This is a genomic window from Neobacillus notoginsengisoli, from assembly GCF_003515685.1.
Classification (GTDB): Bacteria; Bacillota; Bacilli; order Bacillales; family Cytobacillaceae; genus Bacillus_D; species Bacillus_D notoginsengisoli.
The window spans coordinates 197,547-215,933 of sequence record NZ_QWEG01000010.1; the positions used below are offsets into that span (position 1 = coordinate 197,547).

The 18,387-nt window shown below is 46.0% G+C and carries 13 protein-coding genes; 11 read left to right on the plus strand and 2 right to left on the minus strand.

Annotated features, from left to right (window positions below):
• Positions 1-436 precede the first annotated feature (436 nt).
• The 9 genes from D1B31_RS16440 (at position 437) to treR (ending at position 12,461) form a co-directional block, all read left to right on the plus strand.
• The gene (locus D1B31_RS16440) at positions 437-1,303 is read left to right on the plus strand and encodes a YitT family protein (RefSeq protein ID WP_118922362.1); all 867 of its coding nucleotides are present in this window, start codon (positions 437-439) and stop codon (positions 1,301-1,303) included.
• Between the two features lie 51 nt (positions 1,304-1,354).
• Positions 1,355-1,669: a cytochrome c551 gene (gene cccB, locus D1B31_RS16445; RefSeq protein ID WP_118922364.1), complete on the plus strand. Its 315-nt coding sequence runs from the start codon at positions 1,355-1,357 to the stop codon at positions 1,667-1,669.
• A 538-nt stretch (positions 1,670-2,207) separates the two neighbouring features.
• On the plus strand, positions 2,208-2,894 hold the full coding sequence (ftsE, locus tag D1B31_RS16450; protein WP_118922366.1) for a cell division ATP-binding protein FtsE: 687 nt from the start codon (positions 2,208-2,210) through the stop codon (positions 2,892-2,894).
• The gene (gene ftsX, locus D1B31_RS16455; protein ID WP_118922368.1) at positions 2,884-3,768 is read left to right on the plus strand and encodes a permease-like cell division protein FtsX; all 885 of its coding nucleotides are present in this window, start codon (positions 2,884-2,886) and stop codon (positions 3,766-3,768) included. Before ftsE ends, ftsX begins: the two co-directional genes overlap by 11 nt.
• Before the next feature lie 125 nt (positions 3,769-3,893).
• Positions 3,894-5,267 carry a murein hydrolase activator EnvC family protein gene (locus D1B31_RS16460; protein ID WP_118922370.1) on the plus strand — a complete coding sequence of 458 codons (1,374 nt, stop codon included), beginning with the start codon at positions 3,894-3,896 and terminating at the stop codon, positions 5,265-5,267.
• A 781-nt stretch (positions 5,268-6,048) separates the two neighbouring features.
• Positions 6,049-7,500, plus strand: coding sequence for a S41 family peptidase (locus tag D1B31_RS16465; RefSeq protein WP_118922372.1), 1,452 nt, complete (start codon positions 6,049-6,051; stop codon positions 7,498-7,500).
• A 426-nt stretch (positions 7,501-7,926) separates the two neighbouring features.
• Positions 7,927-9,348: a PTS system trehalose-specific EIIBC component gene (treP, locus tag D1B31_RS16470; protein WP_118922374.1), complete on the plus strand. Its 1,422-nt coding sequence runs from the start codon at positions 7,927-7,929 to the stop codon at positions 9,346-9,348.
• 185 nt (positions 9,349-9,533) lie between these two features.
• On the plus strand, positions 9,534-11,201 hold the full coding sequence (gene treC, locus D1B31_RS16475) for an alpha,alpha-phosphotrehalase (protein ID WP_118922460.1): 1,668 nt from the start codon (positions 9,534-9,536) through the stop codon (positions 11,199-11,201).
• Positions 11,202-11,744: 543 nt separating this feature from the next.
• Positions 11,745-12,461, plus strand: coding sequence for a trehalose operon repressor (gene treR / locus D1B31_RS16480; RefSeq protein ID WP_118922376.1), 717 nt, complete (start codon positions 11,745-11,747; stop codon positions 12,459-12,461).
• Between the two features lie 1,269 nt (positions 12,462-13,730).
• Here the strand turns inward: treR and D1B31_RS16485 are convergent.
• Both D1B31_RS16485 and D1B31_RS16490 read right to left on the minus strand, forming a co-directional pair.
• Positions 13,731-14,726: an anti-sigma factor gene (locus D1B31_RS16485; protein ID WP_118922378.1), complete on the minus strand. Its 996-nt coding sequence runs from the start codon at positions 14,724-14,726 to the stop codon at positions 13,731-13,733.
• The gene (locus D1B31_RS16490) at positions 14,704-15,237 is read right to left on the minus strand and encodes a sigma-70 family RNA polymerase sigma factor (RefSeq protein ID WP_240035308.1); all 534 of its coding nucleotides are present in this window, start codon (positions 15,235-15,237) and stop codon (positions 14,704-14,706) included. The genes D1B31_RS16485 and D1B31_RS16490 overlap by 23 nt, the downstream gene beginning before the upstream one ends.
• A gap of 215 nt (positions 15,238-15,452) precedes the next feature.
• On the opposite strand from D1B31_RS16490, the gene D1B31_RS16495 reads away from it, so the two are divergent.
• Both D1B31_RS16495 and D1B31_RS16500 read left to right on the plus strand, forming a co-directional pair.
• Entirely contained in the window at positions 15,453-16,646 is a 1,194-nt protein-coding gene (locus tag D1B31_RS16495) for a PDZ domain-containing protein (protein ID WP_192894789.1), read from the plus strand.
• Positions 16,647-17,002: 356 nt separating this feature from the next.
• Positions 17,003-18,298: a VTT domain-containing protein gene (locus D1B31_RS16500; protein WP_240035309.1), complete on the plus strand. Its 1,296-nt coding sequence runs from the start codon at positions 17,003-17,005 to the stop codon at positions 18,296-18,298.
• Positions 18,299-18,387 lie beyond the last annotated feature (89 nt).

The following is an 18,387-nucleotide window of genomic DNA, read 5'->3' on the forward strand; positions in this document are numbered from 1 at the left end:
AGGTAGAAGATTGTTTTTGCAAAATTTAAGCCTTTGCCGGCATTCATGTTCAGTCGGCAAAGGCTTGTTTTGATTGTGGAGTATCGAAGGGTTTTTCAACAGTTTTCAGTGGATAACTTATTTATCCACAAGATTTCATGCAAAAGTAGAGTCCGCTATCGTGGGTTATTAACAGTGCACTTGTAAAATCGGGTTCCAAAATTAAGTTATCAACATAGTCCAGGATTGAAAAAAGTATTTATCCACAGGTTTCGCATTTTTGACCTGTAAAATCTTTTTTATCAGCTTTTTATTGGGGACAACCTTTAATAAAGGATTCCTGTTCTGCTTGTATTTGCGCCTAGCTTCCTGTGAATGCTATACTCTAGCATTGCATAGTTTAAAAATTTGATTAGATGATCCGATTAAAGGTTATATAGAGAAGGAGGGCTCGTTTTTGAGAAGACGCAGGAAGGCCAGGCTTTCAGGGACCCGGGCTGAACGATTGCTGGAATATTTGTTTATCCTTGCGGGTTCGGCGATTGTGGCGCTGTCGTTTAATTTGTTTCTTTTGCCGAACAAGATTGCTTCGGGCGGTGTGAGCGGGATTTCAACCATTTTGGATTCTGTATTCGGATGGGAGCCCGCGTTTGTGCAATGGTCGCTCAATATACCTCTGTTTATTGCGGGTGTAGTTTTACTTGGACGGCAATTCGGAGTGAAGACGCTGATTGGGACGGCATTTTTGCCATTCGTCGTCTTGGCCTCTGCCAATCTTGAACCGTGGACGAAGGACCCGCTTCTTGCGGCCTTGTTTGGCGGGATTGGCGTTGGACTAGGCCTTGGGATTGTGTTCCGCGGAAGGGCTTCAACAGGCGGAACCGATCTTGCGGCCCAGATTATTAATAAATATACCGGTTTGACGCTGGGGCGCTGTGTCGCTTTAATTGACGGGTTGATTGTCCTGGCCGCGGCGATTGTCTTTGATATTGAGCGAGGCCTTTATGCATTGATTGGTCTTTATGTGACGAGCAAAACGATTGACCTTGTCCAAGTCGGATTCGGACGCTCAAAAATGGCGATGATCATTACGAATCACCAGGACGAAGTAAGGGAAGGGATTTTGAGTAAAATCGACCGGGGCGTGACCAGATTATCAGCGTATGGCGGTTTTACCGATTCAGAGAAGCCTGTCCTCATGTGCGTGGTTGACCAAACGGAGTTCACAAAATTGAAACAATTGGTGAAAAACATTGATCCGTCAGCGTTTGTTATCGTCATGGATGCGGCAGAGGTATTGGGTGAGGGTTTCAAAAGAGAATAATATTGGTATAATTAACTAGTGTTTACTAACATTGCTAAAGGGGATATATGTATGAAGAAAAAATTACTTGCTTTGCTAATGGGTACTTCAATGGTGCTTGCGGCATGCGGCGGCGGCGGAGATGGCGGCGGCAAAGAGTCTGCATCCGCGGATCCGGAGAAAATGTATCAGCAAAAATGTTCAGGCTGTCATGGCGGTGACCTAAAAGGTGGCGCGGGGACTGACCTGACAAAGGTTGGAAGCCATTACTCCAAGGATGAGATCAAGGATATCATTGAAAATGGAAAAGGCGGCGGCATGCCAGCAGGTCTTTATAAAGGCGACGATGCTGACAAGGTTGCCGGGTGGCTGGCTGAAAAGAAATAAACTTACATTTAGTAAATTGATGATAGGCGTGCTGCGCAGTTGGCAGGGCGCCTTTTTTTTGCGGAAAAGAGGCTTTAAAAGTAAAGTTGGCGTGAAACCGTCTATTTTTTCTTCTGTTTTAACACAGTTTCACTGTAGGAAACCTATCGATTTTGCAATGTTCAATTTCTGTTCACTGATGATCTGTTATCTGTTTGTCATAAAGATGCGAAAATGAAATGATATTTGGAAAAACTTTTTTTGCTTGCTGATTCCTTTATTTACTATTGCTGCCATGGTAATAGTTAGTCTAATTATTATGTTTATAGAAGGTTTGGTAATGATAAATTAACCAACAGAGGGTAATTATGCCAAAATTCGACTCTTTTGAAAAGAAACTGTAATATTTCAACCCCTTTATTTACAGGCTTTGAATGGTATAATGGGTTTGTGTTAAAAACCACAATGGTTATTTTGTCCAATTTACGAGAATATTGTCTAACGCAGTTCAGTCATCGGAGAACACTCATGTGACAAATACAATTAAGGTGATTATTAAATGATAGAAATGCAAAATGTTTATAAAAAGTATCCTAATGGAGTTACTGCCATGAATGGAATAGATGTAAAGATTGCGAAAGGCGAATTCGTCTACGTGGTCGGGCCGAGCGGAGCAGGGAAAACAACGTTCATCAAAATGATGTACCGCGAAGAAGCCCCAACGTCCGGATCTATCCTCATCAACGGTATTAATATAGCAAAATTAAAGAATAAGAAAGTACCGATCTTTCGTCGGAACTTAGGTGTGGTGTTCCAGGACTACAAGCTTTTGTCGACAAAAACGGTTTTTGAAAATGTCGCGTTTGCTCTTGAAGTGATTGAGGAGCAGCCGAAGATTATCAAAAAGCGCGTCATGGAGGTCCTGGATCTCGTTGGCCTTAAGCATAAAGCCAGAATGCTGCCAACCGAGCTTTCAGGGGGCGAACAGCAGCGTGTATCAATCGCGCGCTCAATCGTCAACTCCCCGAAGGTTGTCATTGCCGATGAGCCTACTGGAAACCTTGATCCAGATACATCGTGGGAAATCATGAAAATATTTGAAGAAATCAATACGAGGGGAACCACAATCGTGATGGCGACCCACAACAAGGAAATCGTGAACACAATCAAGCATCGCGTTATTGCAATTGAAGAAGGTATTATTGTCCGTGATGAGCAAAGAGGTGACTACGGTTATGAAGCCTAGAACCTTGGGACGCCATGCACGGGAAAGCCTGAAAAGTATTGGAAGAAACGGCTGGATGACGTTTGCATCTGTTGGTGCTGTAACTGTTACACTCATCCTTGTCGGCGTCTTTTTCATTATAATGATGAACCTCAACAAAGTGGCAACAACCATTGAAGAGGACGTGGAAATCCGCGTACACATCGATAAGACTGCCGATCAAGCCAAGCAGCAAAAACTAAAGGAAGAGATTGACGCCCTTCCGGAAGTCAAGACCATTGGCTTTTCCTCAAAAGAAGAGGAACTGGAGATTCTGATAAAAAATCTAGGTGAGTCCTATAAGCTGTTCGAACAGGATAATCCTTTGAATGATGTATTTATTGTAAAGACGACAAATCCTGAAGATACGATGAAAGCGGCCGATAAGATTAATAAGATGGAATTTGTCCATAAGGTGAAATACGGGCAGGACAGTGTCGAAAACCTGTTTAAATTCATTGGTGCAAGCCGGAATGTTGGGCTGGCGCTGATTGCGGGTCTGTTGTTTACCGCAGTATTCCTCATTTCAAATACGATAAAAATTACGATCATTGCCAGAAGAAGAGAAATTCAGATTATGAGATTGGTTGGGGCAACCAATGCTTTCATCCGCTGGCCATTTTTCCTTGAAGGCCTCTGGCTAGGAATTCTTGGTTCAGTCATTCCAATCATCCTGCTTTCGATTGCCTATTACCATGCATACGCATACCTAGCCCCATTGCTGGAAGGTCATTTTATCCAGATCCATCCGTTTGACCCGTTCATGTACCAGGTATCAGGGGTTCTCGTCCTGATGGGCGCATTAATTGGAATTTGGGGAAGCACGATGTCTGTCAGGAAGTTTCTCAGAATTTAATTGAAGATACAGGCCGGATGAAAGAAGGCCTTTGCAAAATAGACGATAGAACATAATGAAAAGTTCCAACAAAAATAGACACGATTTACCTGTACAAGGGTTCATTGGAAAGGAGAAATCGGGAAGTGAGAAGATCAGTCATGGCGCTTACCGTATCAGCGGCGGTAGGCATAGGGAGTTTATTCGGGGGCATACAAACAGAAGCTTCCACACTATCAAACCTGCAAAATCAAAAGCAGGAAATCCAGTCAGAGCGTAATAATGTAAATACAAACATTCAGGAAGCTGACAAAGAGATTAAGAGGCTTCAAGGCGAGCAGCAAAAGGTAAACGCAGAAATAAAGCGCCTCGACTTTGCGATTAGCGACACGAACGAAAAAATCCGCGTCAAAGAACAAGATATTAAAGATACTCAAATGGAGATTCAAAAGCTCCAAGGTGAAATCAAAGTTTTGCAGGAGCGAATTGCCCAGCGCAATGAGCTATTAAAGGATCGTGCCCGTAATTTCCAGGAAAACGGCGGAATGGTCAGTTATATTGATGTATTAATGGGCGCGACGAGCTTTAGTGACTTTGTTGACCGCGCAAATGCTGTCGCGACGTTCATGGAAGCGGACAAAGAAATTCTTGAACAGCATCAGGCTGATAAAGATGAGTTGGAAAAGAAACAGAAGCAAGTTGAAAGTGAGCTGGCATCTTTGAAAAAGATGCTTGCCGACCTCGAAGTGATGAAAAAACAGCTTGCCTCCCAGCGCAGCGAGAAGGACAAGCTGATGAAAGAACTTGTCGAGCAGGAACAGGAAGAGCATGACCATAAAATGGAGCTTGCTGAGGAAGAGGCAATCTTAAGCTCGCAGGAAGCAGCCATGGCAAAGGCAATTGAGCTTGAAAAGGTTCGCATTGCAGAGGAAGCCGAGCGTGCTCGTAAAGAGGCGGCAGCCCGTGCCGCAGCGGAAGCCGCAGCAGCGGCGAAAGCAGCTGCTGCGAAGGCATCTGCTACGACGAATAGTAATAGTGGCGGAAGTTCATCTTCCCATTCGTCGTCAACTCCGGCACCTACCCCGTCTGCCCCTGTTGCAAAACCTGTTGTGACGGCAGGTAACTTTATGAAGCCGACAACAGGTGTAAACACATCAGGATTCGGCGCTCGGTGGGGAACGTTCCACTATGGTGTTGACTGGGCAAACCGCTCTGCAAATGTTCCTGTCGTTGCGGCTGCCAGTGGTGTTGTAAGTAATTCATATTATTCCAGCAGTTATGGAAATGTTATCTTTATTGCCCATTCCATTAACGGCCAGACGTATACAACTGTATATGCACACTTGGATAGCCGTTCTGTCGGGACAGGTAGTGTTGTTTCCAAAGGCCAGTTTATCGGCTACATGGGCAACACCGGCCACTCAACAGGCAAACACTTGCACTTTGAACTCCATAAAGGTGGTTGGAACCAAAGTAAATCCAATGCAGTAAACCCATTCGCATACGGAGTTCCGAGATAATACTTACCTTTTAGAGAAGATTGATTAGCGTTAAGGCTTACAAATCTGCTGATTGGAACGGAAGGCGCGAAGACTCCTGCGGGCTGTAGCGGCAAGGTGGAGACCCCGCAGGCGCCAAAGCGCCGAGGAGGCTCCACTGACGCCCCGCGGAAAGCGAAGCGCCTGGAGTGGAAATCAGCCGCAATGATTACCTTACCTATATATTTTTGAACGATAATCAATATTACAAATGCAAAGGGCGGAAGAAGCAACAGCTTCTCCGCTCTTTTTGTTTTTACAAAACTATAGAATTCGCTACTGTGGATAACTCATTTACCAAGCATGGCTTCTTCTAGCTTCAGCGCCTATCGCCTAGCAAACTTCAGGTCTCCTCCCTACGATAAGTCATCATCGAATCGCTAGCGCTCTTCGTGATTCCTTTATCTCAGTCGAAGCCCTTCCAGTTTGTACGGCGATGACCAAGGCGCTTGCGCTTTTGTTCGTGTGGGCGGCTTATGGTTCCAATCGTGCTGCCGAAGCCGGCCTACATAGATTATTTACCCGAATCAAGCTCCTAGAAACTGGGAATACTTACTTGTGCTCAGCAACGCCACTTAGCCAATGGGCAGCGGCTACGTAAAAATCTTTTTAATAGTACATATTAATGAAGCACTGGAACCGTCCCCCTGCTTCATTAATCATAACTCGTCCGATTGGTTCATATATGTAGAGTAAAGAACGCTGCGGGAGGACTAGCGGTGTTTTGTGTGAATATAGGTGTGAGACGTGGGGAGTGGCTTGAATGAGGCGGAAGTGGATGGCATTGTTGATGGCTTTGTCGCTGGCGGTTGGGTCGGCGGGGACGTATGCTGGGATGAAGTGGGCGGAGGATCATGAGGCAGGGTTTGCTCTGGATGTTGCGGGAGTTCCGAAGAAAAAGGGCAGTGGGCCTGCGGATTCCGCACGGTTAGAGAGGGTCAGCCAGGCATACGACCTGATTGTCAGCCAGTATGTTGAAAAGGTTGAAAAGGATGCCCTTGTCGAAGGGGCGATTCAGGGAATGCTGGCAAAGCTAGATGACCCTTACTCGGTTTATATGGACAAGAAGACGGCCCAGCAATTCAATGAGTCGCTTGAGTCATCGTTTGAGGGGATAGGCGCCGAAGTCGGAATGGAAGATGGGAAAATCGTCATTGTTGCCCCTTTCAAAAATTCCCCCGCGGAAAAGGCGGGCCTTAAACCTCATGACCGGATTTTAAAGGTGGATGGCAAGCGTGTTGACGGACTTGATTTATACCAAACAACCGTCATGATCCGCGGAAAAAAAGGAACGATCGTCAAAATTGAGGTTGAACGGAAAAATGTGAAAGACCCGTTTATCGTCAAAGTGAAGCGGGATCAAATCCCTTTGGAAACCGTTTTTTCTGATGTGAAGAAAGTGGACGGAAAGCAAATTGGATACATTGAAGTCACCTCCTTCGCCGAAGAGACGGCCGCTGATTTCAAAAAACAGCTGAAGGCCCTTGAGGAAAAGGGGATTTCAGGATTGGCCATCGATGTGCGCGGCAATCCGGGCGGCTTGCTTGTTAGTGTCGAGGCAATTCTTCGCGAACTAGTAAGCGGTGAAAAGCCGTTTGTGCAAATAGAAAAGCGGAATGGAAAAAGGGACCAGTACTTTTCAACGTTGAAAAAAGGAAAATCGTATCCGATTGTGGTTCTTGTCGATAAAGGCAGCGCATCCGCGTCGGAGATTCTCGCCGGTGCTTTGCAAGAGGCGGAGGGATACCCGCTCATAGGAGAAACGACGTTTGGGAAAGGAACTGTGCAGCAAGCCTTTCCAATCGATGATGGCGGAAACATTAAACTGACGCTTTTCAAATGGCTCACCCCTGACGGAAATTGGATTCACCGAAAAGGAATCAAGCCGGACGTAAAGGTGGAGCAGCCAATAATCTTTTCGGCGCATCCAATTACTTCGGAAGAAGCGTTAAAGGTGGATATGAACAATGAGCAAGTGAAAAACGCCCAAGTGATTCTTGAGGGGCTCGGGTATCATCCTGGCAGAACCGATGGTTATTTTAGCTCGGGAACAGTCAGATCAGTTAAAGCGTTCCAGCAGCAGGCCCGTTTGCAGCCAACTGGCAAAATTGACGCCAAGACCGCGTCGGCACTCGAGGCAGCCGCTCTGAAGGAACGAAAAAACGAAAAGAATGACTTGCAACTACGGACAGCATTAAGGCTTTTGGCAAAATAGGTTCAGTCAGGCACTTGGATTTCTTTGAGAAGTAGTTAGGACAGGGAGAATTCTCCCTGTCCTATTTATGTTGATTCGGACAGGTACTTGGATTTTTGCGCGCGCATTATCCAAAAAAGGACAAGGATCAAAAGCAATACAATATTTTACCTAGAAAGCGATTCCAATCAACCTATTGACCAACCTGTATATACAAGTTATACTAATATATGAAACCTGTATATACAAGTTAGCTAATGTGGCAAGCCACACAGATTCAGAGCCAAAGCTGGCAGCTTTTGCATACAGGAAAGGGCTTTATAAAGGATCTATCAAAAAAAGGTTTGTGTTTCCAAAATTAGGTGAAAAGGAACGTTGATAGTTCCTCCAGGAATATGATCGGGCCCGAAAGAAAACGCTAACACTATTAAACTAGGAGGGAAAAAGATGGATCTCAAAAAGACAGCTTCCGAAATAATTGAAGCAGTCGGCGGCAAGGACAACATTGCCGCAGCGACCCACTGCGTAACACGCCTGCGTTTCGCGCTAAAGGACGAAGGCAAAGTAGATAAGGAACAGCTTGAAAAGATTGATGCTGTTAAAGGCTCGTTCTCGACCAGCGGACAGTACCAGGTTGTTATTGGACAGGGGACTGTTGACAAAGTCTACAATGAGCTTGCCGCTCAGGCTGGCATAGCCCACCAGAGCAAACAGGAAATCAAGGACGCAGCCGCGGAAAACCTGAACCCATTCCAGCGCGCCATCAAGACACTGGCTGATATTTTCATTCCAATTCTTCCAGCCATCGTAACTGCCGGTCTTTTGATGGGAATTAATAACGTCCTGACAGGGCCGGACATTTTTTACACAGGTAAATCGATTGTCGAAGTGCATCCTCAGTTCGGTGACTTCGCAAGCATTATCAACTTGATTGCGAACACGGCATTCGTCTTCTTGCCGGGACTAATCGGCTGGTCGGCGGTCACCCGGTTCGGGGGAAGCCCGCTGCTCGGGATTGTCCTCGGTCTTATGCTTGTCCACCCGGACCTCTTGAATGCTTGGGGATGGGGCGCCGCGAAGGCGGAAGGCGAAATCCCGACTTGGAACTTGTTCGGCTTGTCCATCCAGAAGGTCGGCTACCAGGGACAAGTTTTGCCAGTCCTCGTCGCTTCGTATGTTTTGGCAAGGATAGAACGCTTCCTGCGTTCGAAAATCGCAGACGCATTCCAGCTTCTGCTCGTTGCGCCGATCGCGCTATTAGTTACAGGATTCCTTTCATTCATCCTAATCGGACCGATTACGTTTACTATCGGTCAATGGATTACAAATTTGTTCACAGGCATTTTTGACACAGTGCCTGCCATCGGCGGACTTGTCTACGGCGCACTGTACGCACCATTAGTTGTAACAGGGATGCACCATACGTTCCTGCCGGTTGACCTGCAGCTGATTACAAGCACAGGCGGCACATTCCTGTGGCCGATCCTTGTGATGTCCAACCTTGCCCAAGGTTCAGCCGCACTTGCAATGATGTTCCTGCTGAAGGATGAAAAGCTAAAAGGACTATCCGTTACATCTGCCATCTCTGCCTACCTCGGCATTACCGAGCCGGCGATGTTCGGGGTAAACCTCCGTTTCCGCTTCGCTTTCATCTCAGCGATGATTGGCGCTGCGCTAGCCGGAATGTTCATCACGCTTAACAAAGTCATCGCGCCTTCCATCGGCGTTGGCGGACTGCCGGGCTTCTTGTCCATCGTTCCGCAAAAGTGGGCACCGTTCTTCGTTGGAATGGCAATTGCGATCGCGGTGCCAATTGCCCTTACACTACTCTGGGGTAAAACAAAAGCCAAAAAAGGCGAACTCGCATAAAAGCAATCGTTCTCAACACGAACTTCATCAAAAAATCGGATACCATTGGCCCTAGCTGCCAATGGTATCTTTGGTAAAGAGTCAAAGTGCCAGGCACTCAATAAATGCACTCAGCAATGTTTCGTAAATACGGGGGTATTCCTAACGAGGCACCCCTATTTAAGAAGGTGGATTGTATTATGAGTATGAAAGAACCATGGTGGAAAAAATCAGTTGTATATCAGATTTATCCGAAGAGTTTTAAAGATACGACGGGAAAGGGCGTCGGTGACTTGGAGGGGATTACGAGCAAGCTTGATTACTTGAAGGAGCTTGGCGTCGATGTGATCTGGCTGACCCCGATTTATAAATCCCCGCAACGCGATAACGGCTACGATATTAGCGATTATTTTGACATCCATGAGGAGTATGGAACGATGGACGATTTCGACCGACTCCTTGAGGGAGCCCACAAGCGCGGAATGAAGCTAATCATGGACATTGTCGTCAACCATACATCCACAGAGCATCCGTGGTTCCAGGAATCACGAAAATCCAAGGACAATCCGTACCGTGACTTTTACATTTGGAAAGACGGCGTAGATGGCGGCCCGCCGACAAACTGGGAATCGAAGTTCGGGGGCAACGCCTGGGAATATGACGAGCAGACAAGCCAGTACTACCTGCACCTGTTCGACGTCACCCAAGCTGACCTGAACTGGGAGAACGAAGAGGTCCGCAAGCGCGTTTACGACATGATGAAATTCTGGTTCGAAAAAGGCGTCGACGGTTTCAGGCTTGACGTCATCAACCTCATTTCGAAGGATCAAAGTTTCCCGAACGACTATGAAGGCGACGGCCGCCGTTTCTACACTGACGGACCGCGCGCGCATGAGTTTATGAAAGAAATGAACCGCGAGGCATTCTCCCAGTACGACAGTATGACCGTCGGTGAAATGTCCTCGACAAGCATTGAACACTGCATCAAATACAGCAATCCAGAAAACCGCGAACTCAGCATGACCTTTAACTTCCATCACCTGAAGGTCGACTACGAAAACGGAGAAAAATGGACGCTCGCCGACTTCGACTTCCTCGCTTTGAAGGATATTCTGTCCACGTGGCAGGAAGAGATGAACAAGGGCGGAGGCTGGAACGCGCTTTTCTGGTGCAACCACGACCAGCCGCGGGTTGTCTCCCGTTATGGTGATGACGGGAAGTATCGCGTGGAGTCTGCGAAAATGCTTGCAACGACAGTCCACATGATGCAGGGAACGCCGTACGTTTACCAGGGCGAGGAAATCGGCATGACCAACCCTGGTTTCGAGTCGATCGATGACTACCGTGACGTAGAGTCATTGAATATATTTAAAATAAAAAAAGAAGCCGGAATGAGCGAAAACGAAATTCTTGAGATTCTCAAGAGCAAGTCGCGCGACAACTCCCGGACCCCGGTCCAATGGAATGCGACCGAAAATGCCGGCTTCACCGACGGAACGCCTTGGATTAACGTCGCAGCCAACTATCCGGACATTAACGTCGAACAGGCCCTTGCCGACCGCGATTCAGTTTTCTACCACTACCAGAAGCTGATCGCGCTGCGCAAGGAATACGACATCATCACGCACGGTGACTACCAGCTCATTCTCGGCGACGATAAGCAAATTTTTGCCTACGTCCGCAACTGGAACAACGAAAAGCTGCTAGTCGTCAATAATTTCTATGGCAAAAACGCGCAGTTTGAGCTGCCTGGGGATATCCGCGTTGAGGGCGGGGAAGCCAGCGTGCTCATCTCGAATTACGAAGACCATCCCGAAGATTACCGTCGCTTCACATTAAGGCCGTATGAATCTGTTGTATTCCATCTGAAATAGGTGTGAGTAGGGAAAGCTTATTTGGCAGGGCTTGAAAGACGGGGTTTTGCAGGACCTTGCAGACGAGTACAGCGCTCTGGAACCTCGGCCAGCGTCCCAAAAACCAGGCGTGGCACGGGAAAATACTTGGTTGTTTACTAGCAAACAATGAAGTTAGTCTGATCATCTTCAATCCCAGCTGCATTCGGACTCTTAGAAGTTAAAAAGTCGTTAAAGAGTCCGAATCAGTGTGTCATTCGGACTCTCAGCGCCTAAAAACCTGCTAGAGAGTCCGAATCAGTGTGCCATTCGGACTCTTAGCGGTTAAAAAGCGGTTGGAGAGTCTGAATCAGTGTGCCATTCGGACTCTCAGCGTTTAAAAAGCGGTTGGAGAGTCCGAATCATGTTGCCATTCGGACTCTCAGCGCTTAAAAAGCGGTTGGAGAGTCCGAAAGCCCGGATTTATTTGGCAAATTTTGCAGAAGTCCTATAAGATTAGAATGACTAATGATTAAAAGGGAGGCAGAAAGACTGCCTCCTAATTTTTTGAATCAGGTGAGGGACATGGTAAAGAATAAATATGACAGCATTTATCAGGACATTGCCGGCCAGATTGAGACCGGTAAACTGAAAAAACATACAAAACTGCCTTCTGAGAACGAGCTCGCTGAAAGCTACGGGACAAGCCGGGAAACAATTCGAAAAGCGCTTAATTTGCTCTCGCAAAACGGCTATATCCAAAAAATAAAGGCGAAGGGCTCGGTTGTCCTTGATATTGGCCGTTTCGACTTCCCGGTCTCCGGGTTGACCAGCTTCAAGGAAGTGGCGGAAAAGGTTGGCAAACCATTCACGACAACCGTTCATGAGCTATATGTTATGAAGCCGGACGATTGTCTGCAAACTGAGCTGAAAATTCCGGCCAAGGAGGATGTTTGGAAAATAGCTAGAACCCGCGAAAAAGAGGGCGAGCGAATCATCCTTGATAAATCGTTCTTCGTAAAGAAGCTTGTTCCCGGACTCACAAAGGAAATTTGCGAGGATAGCATTTACGAGTACCTCGAAAAAGAACTTGGGCTGAACATTTCTTTTGCCCGCAAGGAAATTACCGTTGAGGAATGTACCGATGAAGACCGGAAGTACCTCGATTTGAAAGGATACGACCATATCGTCGTCGTCCGCAATAACGTTTATCTTGATAATGCATCGGTGATCGAGTACACCGAGTCGCGCCACCGCCTTGATAAATTCAGGTTTGTTGATTTCGCGCGGAGGAGCAGGTGAGGGCAAAGGTGGAGGGTTCCCGGTGTTCTCGGTTTGCGTGACAACATCCGTGTCAAAATCCATTAGTTGTTACTCAAGTGCGGTTTGCGTGACAACATCCAGGTCAAAATCCGTATTGTTATCACTTAAGTGAGGTTTGCGTGACAACATCCAGGTCAAAATCCGTATTGTTGTCACTCAAGTGAGGTTTGCGTGACAACAACAAGGTAAAACCCGGTTTTATTGTCACTCAAGTGCGGTATGCGTGACAACAAGCTGGTCAAAATCCATTTTGTTGTCACTCAAGTGTTGTTTGCGTGACAACAACCAGGTCCAAGCCCGTATTGTTGTAACTCAAGTGAGGTTTGCGTGACAACAACCAGGTAAAAAACGTTTTGTTGTCACTCAAGTGCGGTATGCTTGACAACAACCAGGTAAAAAACGTTTTGTTGTCACTCAAGGTTGATTTGCGTGACAACAACCAGGTCAAAATCTGTATTGTTGTCACTCAAGGTTGGTTTGCGTGACAACAACCAGGGCAAACTCCGTTTTGTTGTCACTCAAGGTTGATTTGCGTGACAACAACCAGGGCAAACCCCGTTTTGTTGTCACTCAAAAGTGGTTTGCGTGACAACAACCAGGTCAAAATCTGTATTGTTGTCACTCAAGGTTGGTTTGCGTGACAACATCCGTGTCAAAATCCGTATTGTTGTCACTCAAGTGCGGTTTGCGTGACAACAACCAGGGCAAACCCCGTTTTGTTGTCACTCAAAAGTGGTTTGCGTGACAACAACCAGGGCAAACCCCGTTTTGTTGTCACTCAAAAGTGGTTTGCGTGACAACAACCAGGTCAAAATCTGTATTGTTGTCACTCAAGGTTGGTTTGCGTGACAACATCCGTGTCAAAATCCGTATTGTTGTCACTCAAGTGCGGTATGCGTGACAACATCCGTGTCAAAATCCATTTAGTTGTCACTCAAGTGCGGTTTGCGTGACAACAACCAGGTAAAAATCCGTATTGTTGTCACTTAAGTGCGGTTTGCGTGACAACAACCAGGTCAAAATCCGTATTGTTGTCACTCAAGGTTGATTTGCGTGACAACAACCAGGTCAAAATCTGTATTGTTGTCACTCAAGGTTGGTTTGCGTGACAGCTCCGGGCCGAAAACTCGTATAGCTGTCACTCACTCGAATTTTGCATAACACCAAGCACTCAATTAACGAAAGGCCACCCAGCTGCAACCAGCGGGAGGCCTTTCGTATTTTCTGCATATTCACCAGTCAATGCGATCATTCGCCCCAATTCCAATAAGCAAACTCGCCAACCTTGGCCGACTGGATCGTTTCCAGTTCCCGCAGCTTCAAAAGTTCCTTCACAGGCCCGGTTACGACAGCACCGTACACCTGGAAACCATTTTTCTTCAAATACTCATGCCTTTCCTCGAGGAAACGCAGTCCCAGCCCTTGCTCCAAATAACTAGCATTCTCAGCATCGAGCATTTTTTCCATATTGGCGAGCATGATTTTCTCGTTCTCCTTAATTGTCTCTACATGGAGACCGACTTCCGAGGAGGAGCGGTAATCATCGGTTTCCCGTGCTCTTGACATCCCAATTCCATCGACTGAAAAATAGGTCCCGCCAGCAACAGAATAGCCAATATCCTTTAGTTCCTTCAACTCGCCTGTATACAAAGGCATCCAAAGTACATTGACGTCGTACGGGGCCAACACTTCGAGAAGTTCCGCGGGTTCGTAATAGCGATTCGTCGAAAAGGCGAAATCGGCAACCGTTCCTTCATGCACTTTTTCTAATGTTGACCATACGCCAGGGTCTACTTTTAAGGACAGTTTTTTACCTGACCGGGGGTCCTCAGGCAGGAAAAAAGAAAATCCCTCCTCAGACGGGTTAACTAAAGTAGTTCTCGTTGACGAAAACGGAGAAAAAGCCCTTTTTGTCACTTCATGCGCACCAACCTGCATCTCTTTCATCCCAATTGTCCGGATAATCGGCAGCGAAATCTCCTGGCTGAAGAACGGAGTGATTTCCGCCCCAATATGCGATTCATTTTTTGCAAAAAATCCAGGGTGCGTCCAGTTAAAAGCCTGGCTGACAATAAACTTATTCTTCTCGCCGATTCCCGATTTGAAATACCCAAACGATAGGACCATCATATAAACAACATATAAAAGTGCGATTGCAGCCAAAACGCGCACGATCCTCATCGTCAACGTAAACCGGTACTTCCACAATATTTTCTTTTCTTTATCCTTCGTCCATTCGGTCATGCCAAAATTCCTCCTTCGCGCCGAGCTGTTTCAGCTTCTGTCTTGCCCGGTACAATTGCACTTTGACTTGAGCACCCGTCAAACCAAGTGCTTCTTCAAGCTCGCTGTACGTAAACGCTTCGTATTCACGCAAATACAGGATTGTCCGATAGTTTTCAGGCAACAGCGCGAGCAAATCCGCCAGTTCCCTAGCCGTTTCGCTGGTGATTGCCTCCTGTTCAGGCACGCCGTACGGGCTGATCATCTCATCCTTGCTAATGAACGGAACCCATTTCCAGCGCTGCCGGCGCCGCCATTCATCAATATAAATATTCCGGGCGATCCGGTAGAGCCAGGGCCTTACATCCTCATCCCGGTAAAAGCTTAGCGATATCGTTGCCCTTAGGAAGGTTTCCTGGACCAAATCCTCGGCAACTGAAGGGGAGCCGGAGAGCCGGAGCAAGTAATAGTACAAGCCCTTCGCATACTTTCTGTACAAGTCATCCAGTTTTTCGATCCGCGACTCTTCCAACGCTTCCCTCCTCCCGCTACCCATACAACGAATGGACCGCGCTTTTGTTACACCTAAAGTGAATTTTATCATGAACGAAAATCTAGCAATATGTTTTGCCGGCTGTTTTTGATAGAATAGGAGTAAGGCTATAGACTTACAAAAGGAGTTCTGGCTTTAAACCGGAAACCGAATAAATCTAACAAAACTACTTTTACATACAGGGGTGCGGGAATTTGATTGAGCAATGGGGTATTGAGTTGTTGAAAGGGATAGGGAAAATGTTTCTGGATCCGGTTTTCTATTATGCGTTTTTCCTTGCGGCCGTTCTTGGGGTCAGCAGGGTGAAGCGGGAGCGGAAGAATTTTACGATTCGCGCCCAGGATGCGTATTTTGAATTGAGGCAGCTCGTGCCAGCGGGGCTCGTTGCCGGGCTCGTGCTGTCGCTCGCCATTGTTGCGGCAGGGCTGACTGTGCCGCTTGCAACGGTCTTGCTTGTGGCGGTGTTTACGCTGCTTTTCAGTCTGACGGGCAATATGCGTCTCGTGGGTCCTGCCTACACGGTTGGCGCTTCGTTTTTTGCGCTCATTTACCTTGGTGGCAGGAGCATCGATTTCTTTTTTGTCAGAGAAGCATTCGAGGCAGCCGCGGACCGGATTTATCCCTCCGTCGCCGTCCTGCTCGGCCTTCTGATCATCGCGGAAGGCATCCTTATTTCGAAAAGAGGGAACATCGCAACCTCACCCAAACTCATCACCTCTAAACGAGGCCAGCGTGTCGGCGTCCATGAAGCGAGAAAGCTCTGGCTTGTGCCAGTATTCCTGCTGCTTCCAGGCAGCGCGTTGACTCTGCCATTCGACTGGTGGCCGGTGTTCAGTATTGGCGAAAACACATTTTCCTTGTTCCTCGTACCCTTCGTCATTGGCATGCACCAGCAAATTCAAAGTATGCTCCCAGCCCAAGCTATTAAGGCTTATGGCAAAAAAGTGACGACGCTCGGGGTGTTAGTCCTGCTCGTTTCAGTTGCCGGCTATTGGTACCCAATTGCCGCTATCGTAGCAGTTTCGCTTGCCATCCTTGGACGCGAGGCGATTGCATTTTTGCGAAAAATAAAAGAAGAGAACCGTCCAACTTATTTTTCCCGCAAAAACGAAGGCTTGATGATCCTTGGCATCATCCCGAATTCGCCCGCTGAAAAGATGGGCCTGAAAGTCGGCGAGCTGATCAGCAAAGTGAATGGCCTCTCAACCCGCGATGAAAGTGATTTTTATGAAGCGCTCCAACAGAACCGCGCGCACTGCCGGCTCGAAGTGCTCGATACAAACGGACAAGTTCGCTTCGTCCAGCGCGCCCTTTACGAAAATGATCACCACGAACTCGGCATCCTCTTCGTCCATGATGAACGGAAGTGGGATGAGCGGGCGGTTTGATGTAATATAATTTTCATGATTAATTGCAAAAATTGACAATATTCTTTAGGAAGCATGTAAGTCCTTTGAGATAATTATCTCGAAGGGCTTTTTTTATTTCGGTTTGGATAGCTGAATAAAAATCAATGAAAGGATTGGTGTACAAGGCGATAACAAGTGAGGAAACCAAATGCCGTTTAGGGAGTCGGATAGCCTATTAAATAATATTTACAATTCACTTCAATAATTTAGTATTAATAATTAATAATGAGTGGCAAGCTAAAAATGGTAAATGTTATTATTTATTAACAAACATATTTAAGGTTCTCTTTCATCTTTACTTACAACAAGCCAAGAATAATAAAGGATGATAAGCGTTGGGTACTATTACATCATATATCGACCAATTCGGATATATGGTACTATTTGTAGCACTACTATTAGAATTAATTGCACTTCCATTACCAGGTGAAGTGCTTATGAGTTATACAGGATTTCTTGTTTTCCAGGGACAATTTAATTGGATATTAAGTATTTTAATAGCGGGTTTTGGTGCTTGTATCGGAATGACCATTTCTTACTGGATAGGTTATAAGTTAGGACAACCATTTTTTGAAAAATACGGTTCTCGTTTTCATATGGGTCCAGAACAGTTTGAAAGTTTTTCCCGCTGGTTTAGTAAGCACGGGAACAAGCTGTTGCTGATTGCTTATTTTATCCCTGGAGTTAGACATATTACAGGGTACTTTTCAGGAACTACCCGGCTGCCATTTCGGATATACGCTATTTATGCTTATATCGGGGCATTCCTGTGGGTGACGGTATTTATTTCACTCGGTAAAGTACTCGGTCCACAATGGGAGACGTTTCACAGTTCAATTAAAAAATACCTTATTATTGGGGGGATAGCAGCTGCTGTCATTATTATTGTGATTTACATCTACAAAAGATATAAAGAGGAGATAAAAGAGGCAGTCAAGAGGTTTTTAAAACTGACTTTAGCAATTTTTCGTACGAGAGGACGAGTTAGATTTCTGTTAGTAGCGACTTTTATCGTGACGTTCGGCCTTATGATTCTCATGTTTGGCATGATACAGGATTTTATTGGAAATGAATTCACCAATTTTAATAAAATTGTGGTTTTATTGATTACCTTAGTTTTTAATAAAGACTGGACAGAGGCCTTTCAGACCTTTTCATTACTAGGCTCAAGGCAAGTCCAACTCTTACTTCTTAGCTTTTCATTCCTTTGGATTTTATGGAAAGGTGAGAATAAATTACTTGAATTAGGTTCTCTTTTAATCGTTATTTTAGGTGGGGAACTCTTTGAAGAAAGTTTAAGGAGAATTTTTCAAAGCCTTTCCCCTATTCCTTATTCGTTCCCGGATCATCTTTTTCGCAGTTTTCCAAGTGAGCAAGCTTTAATGAATTTTGTAATTTATGGTTTTGCAGTTTTTATATGTGTGCGCTTTATAAAAAATGTCTGGGTTCATACTGTTGTTCCAATGGCTGGATTAGTCGTGTTAATTCTTATCGCCATCAGCCGATTGTACTTTAAAGTCGAACTCCCGAGTGATATTGCTGCTGGCTACGTTTTCGGGGGAGTCTGGCTTGGATTAAATATTCTCCTACTAGAAGTATTTCGAATACTAAGGAGAATAGATATACATTAAATATATCTAAGGGAAAAAAAATAAAGCACAGGCCTCGGCTCTCCTCCTTCATTGAAAAGAAAGGGGAGAGCTCTCCCATGCTTCTAACG

Coding starts and splice junctions, on each gene's coding strand:
- cccB (WP_118922364.1), top strand. CDS start 1,355: ATGAAGAAAAAATTACTTGCTTTGCTAATGGGTACTTCAATGGTGCTT.
- ftsE (WP_118922366.1), top strand. CDS start 2,208: ATGATAGAAATGCAAAATGTTTATAAAAAGTATCCTAATGGAGTTACT.
- ftsX (WP_118922368.1), top strand. CDS start 2,884: ATGAAGCCTAGAACCTTGGGACGCCATGCACGGGAAAGCCTGAAAAGT.
- D1B31_RS16465 (WP_118922372.1), top strand. CDS start 6,049: ATGAGGCGGAAGTGGATGGCATTGTTGATGGCTTTGTCGCTGGCGGTT.
- treP (WP_118922374.1), top strand. CDS start 7,927: ATGGATCTCAAAAAGACAGCTTCCGAAATAATTGAAGCAGTCGGCGGC.
- treC (WP_118922460.1), top strand. CDS start 9,534: ATGAAAGAACCATGGTGGAAAAAATCAGTTGTATATCAGATTTATCCG.
- treR (WP_118922376.1), top strand. CDS start 11,745: ATGGTAAAGAATAAATATGACAGCATTTATCAGGACATTGCCGGCCAG.
- D1B31_RS16485 (WP_118922378.1), bottom strand. CDS start 14,726: ATGACCGAATGGACGAAGGATAAAGAAAAGAAAATATTGTGGAAGTAC.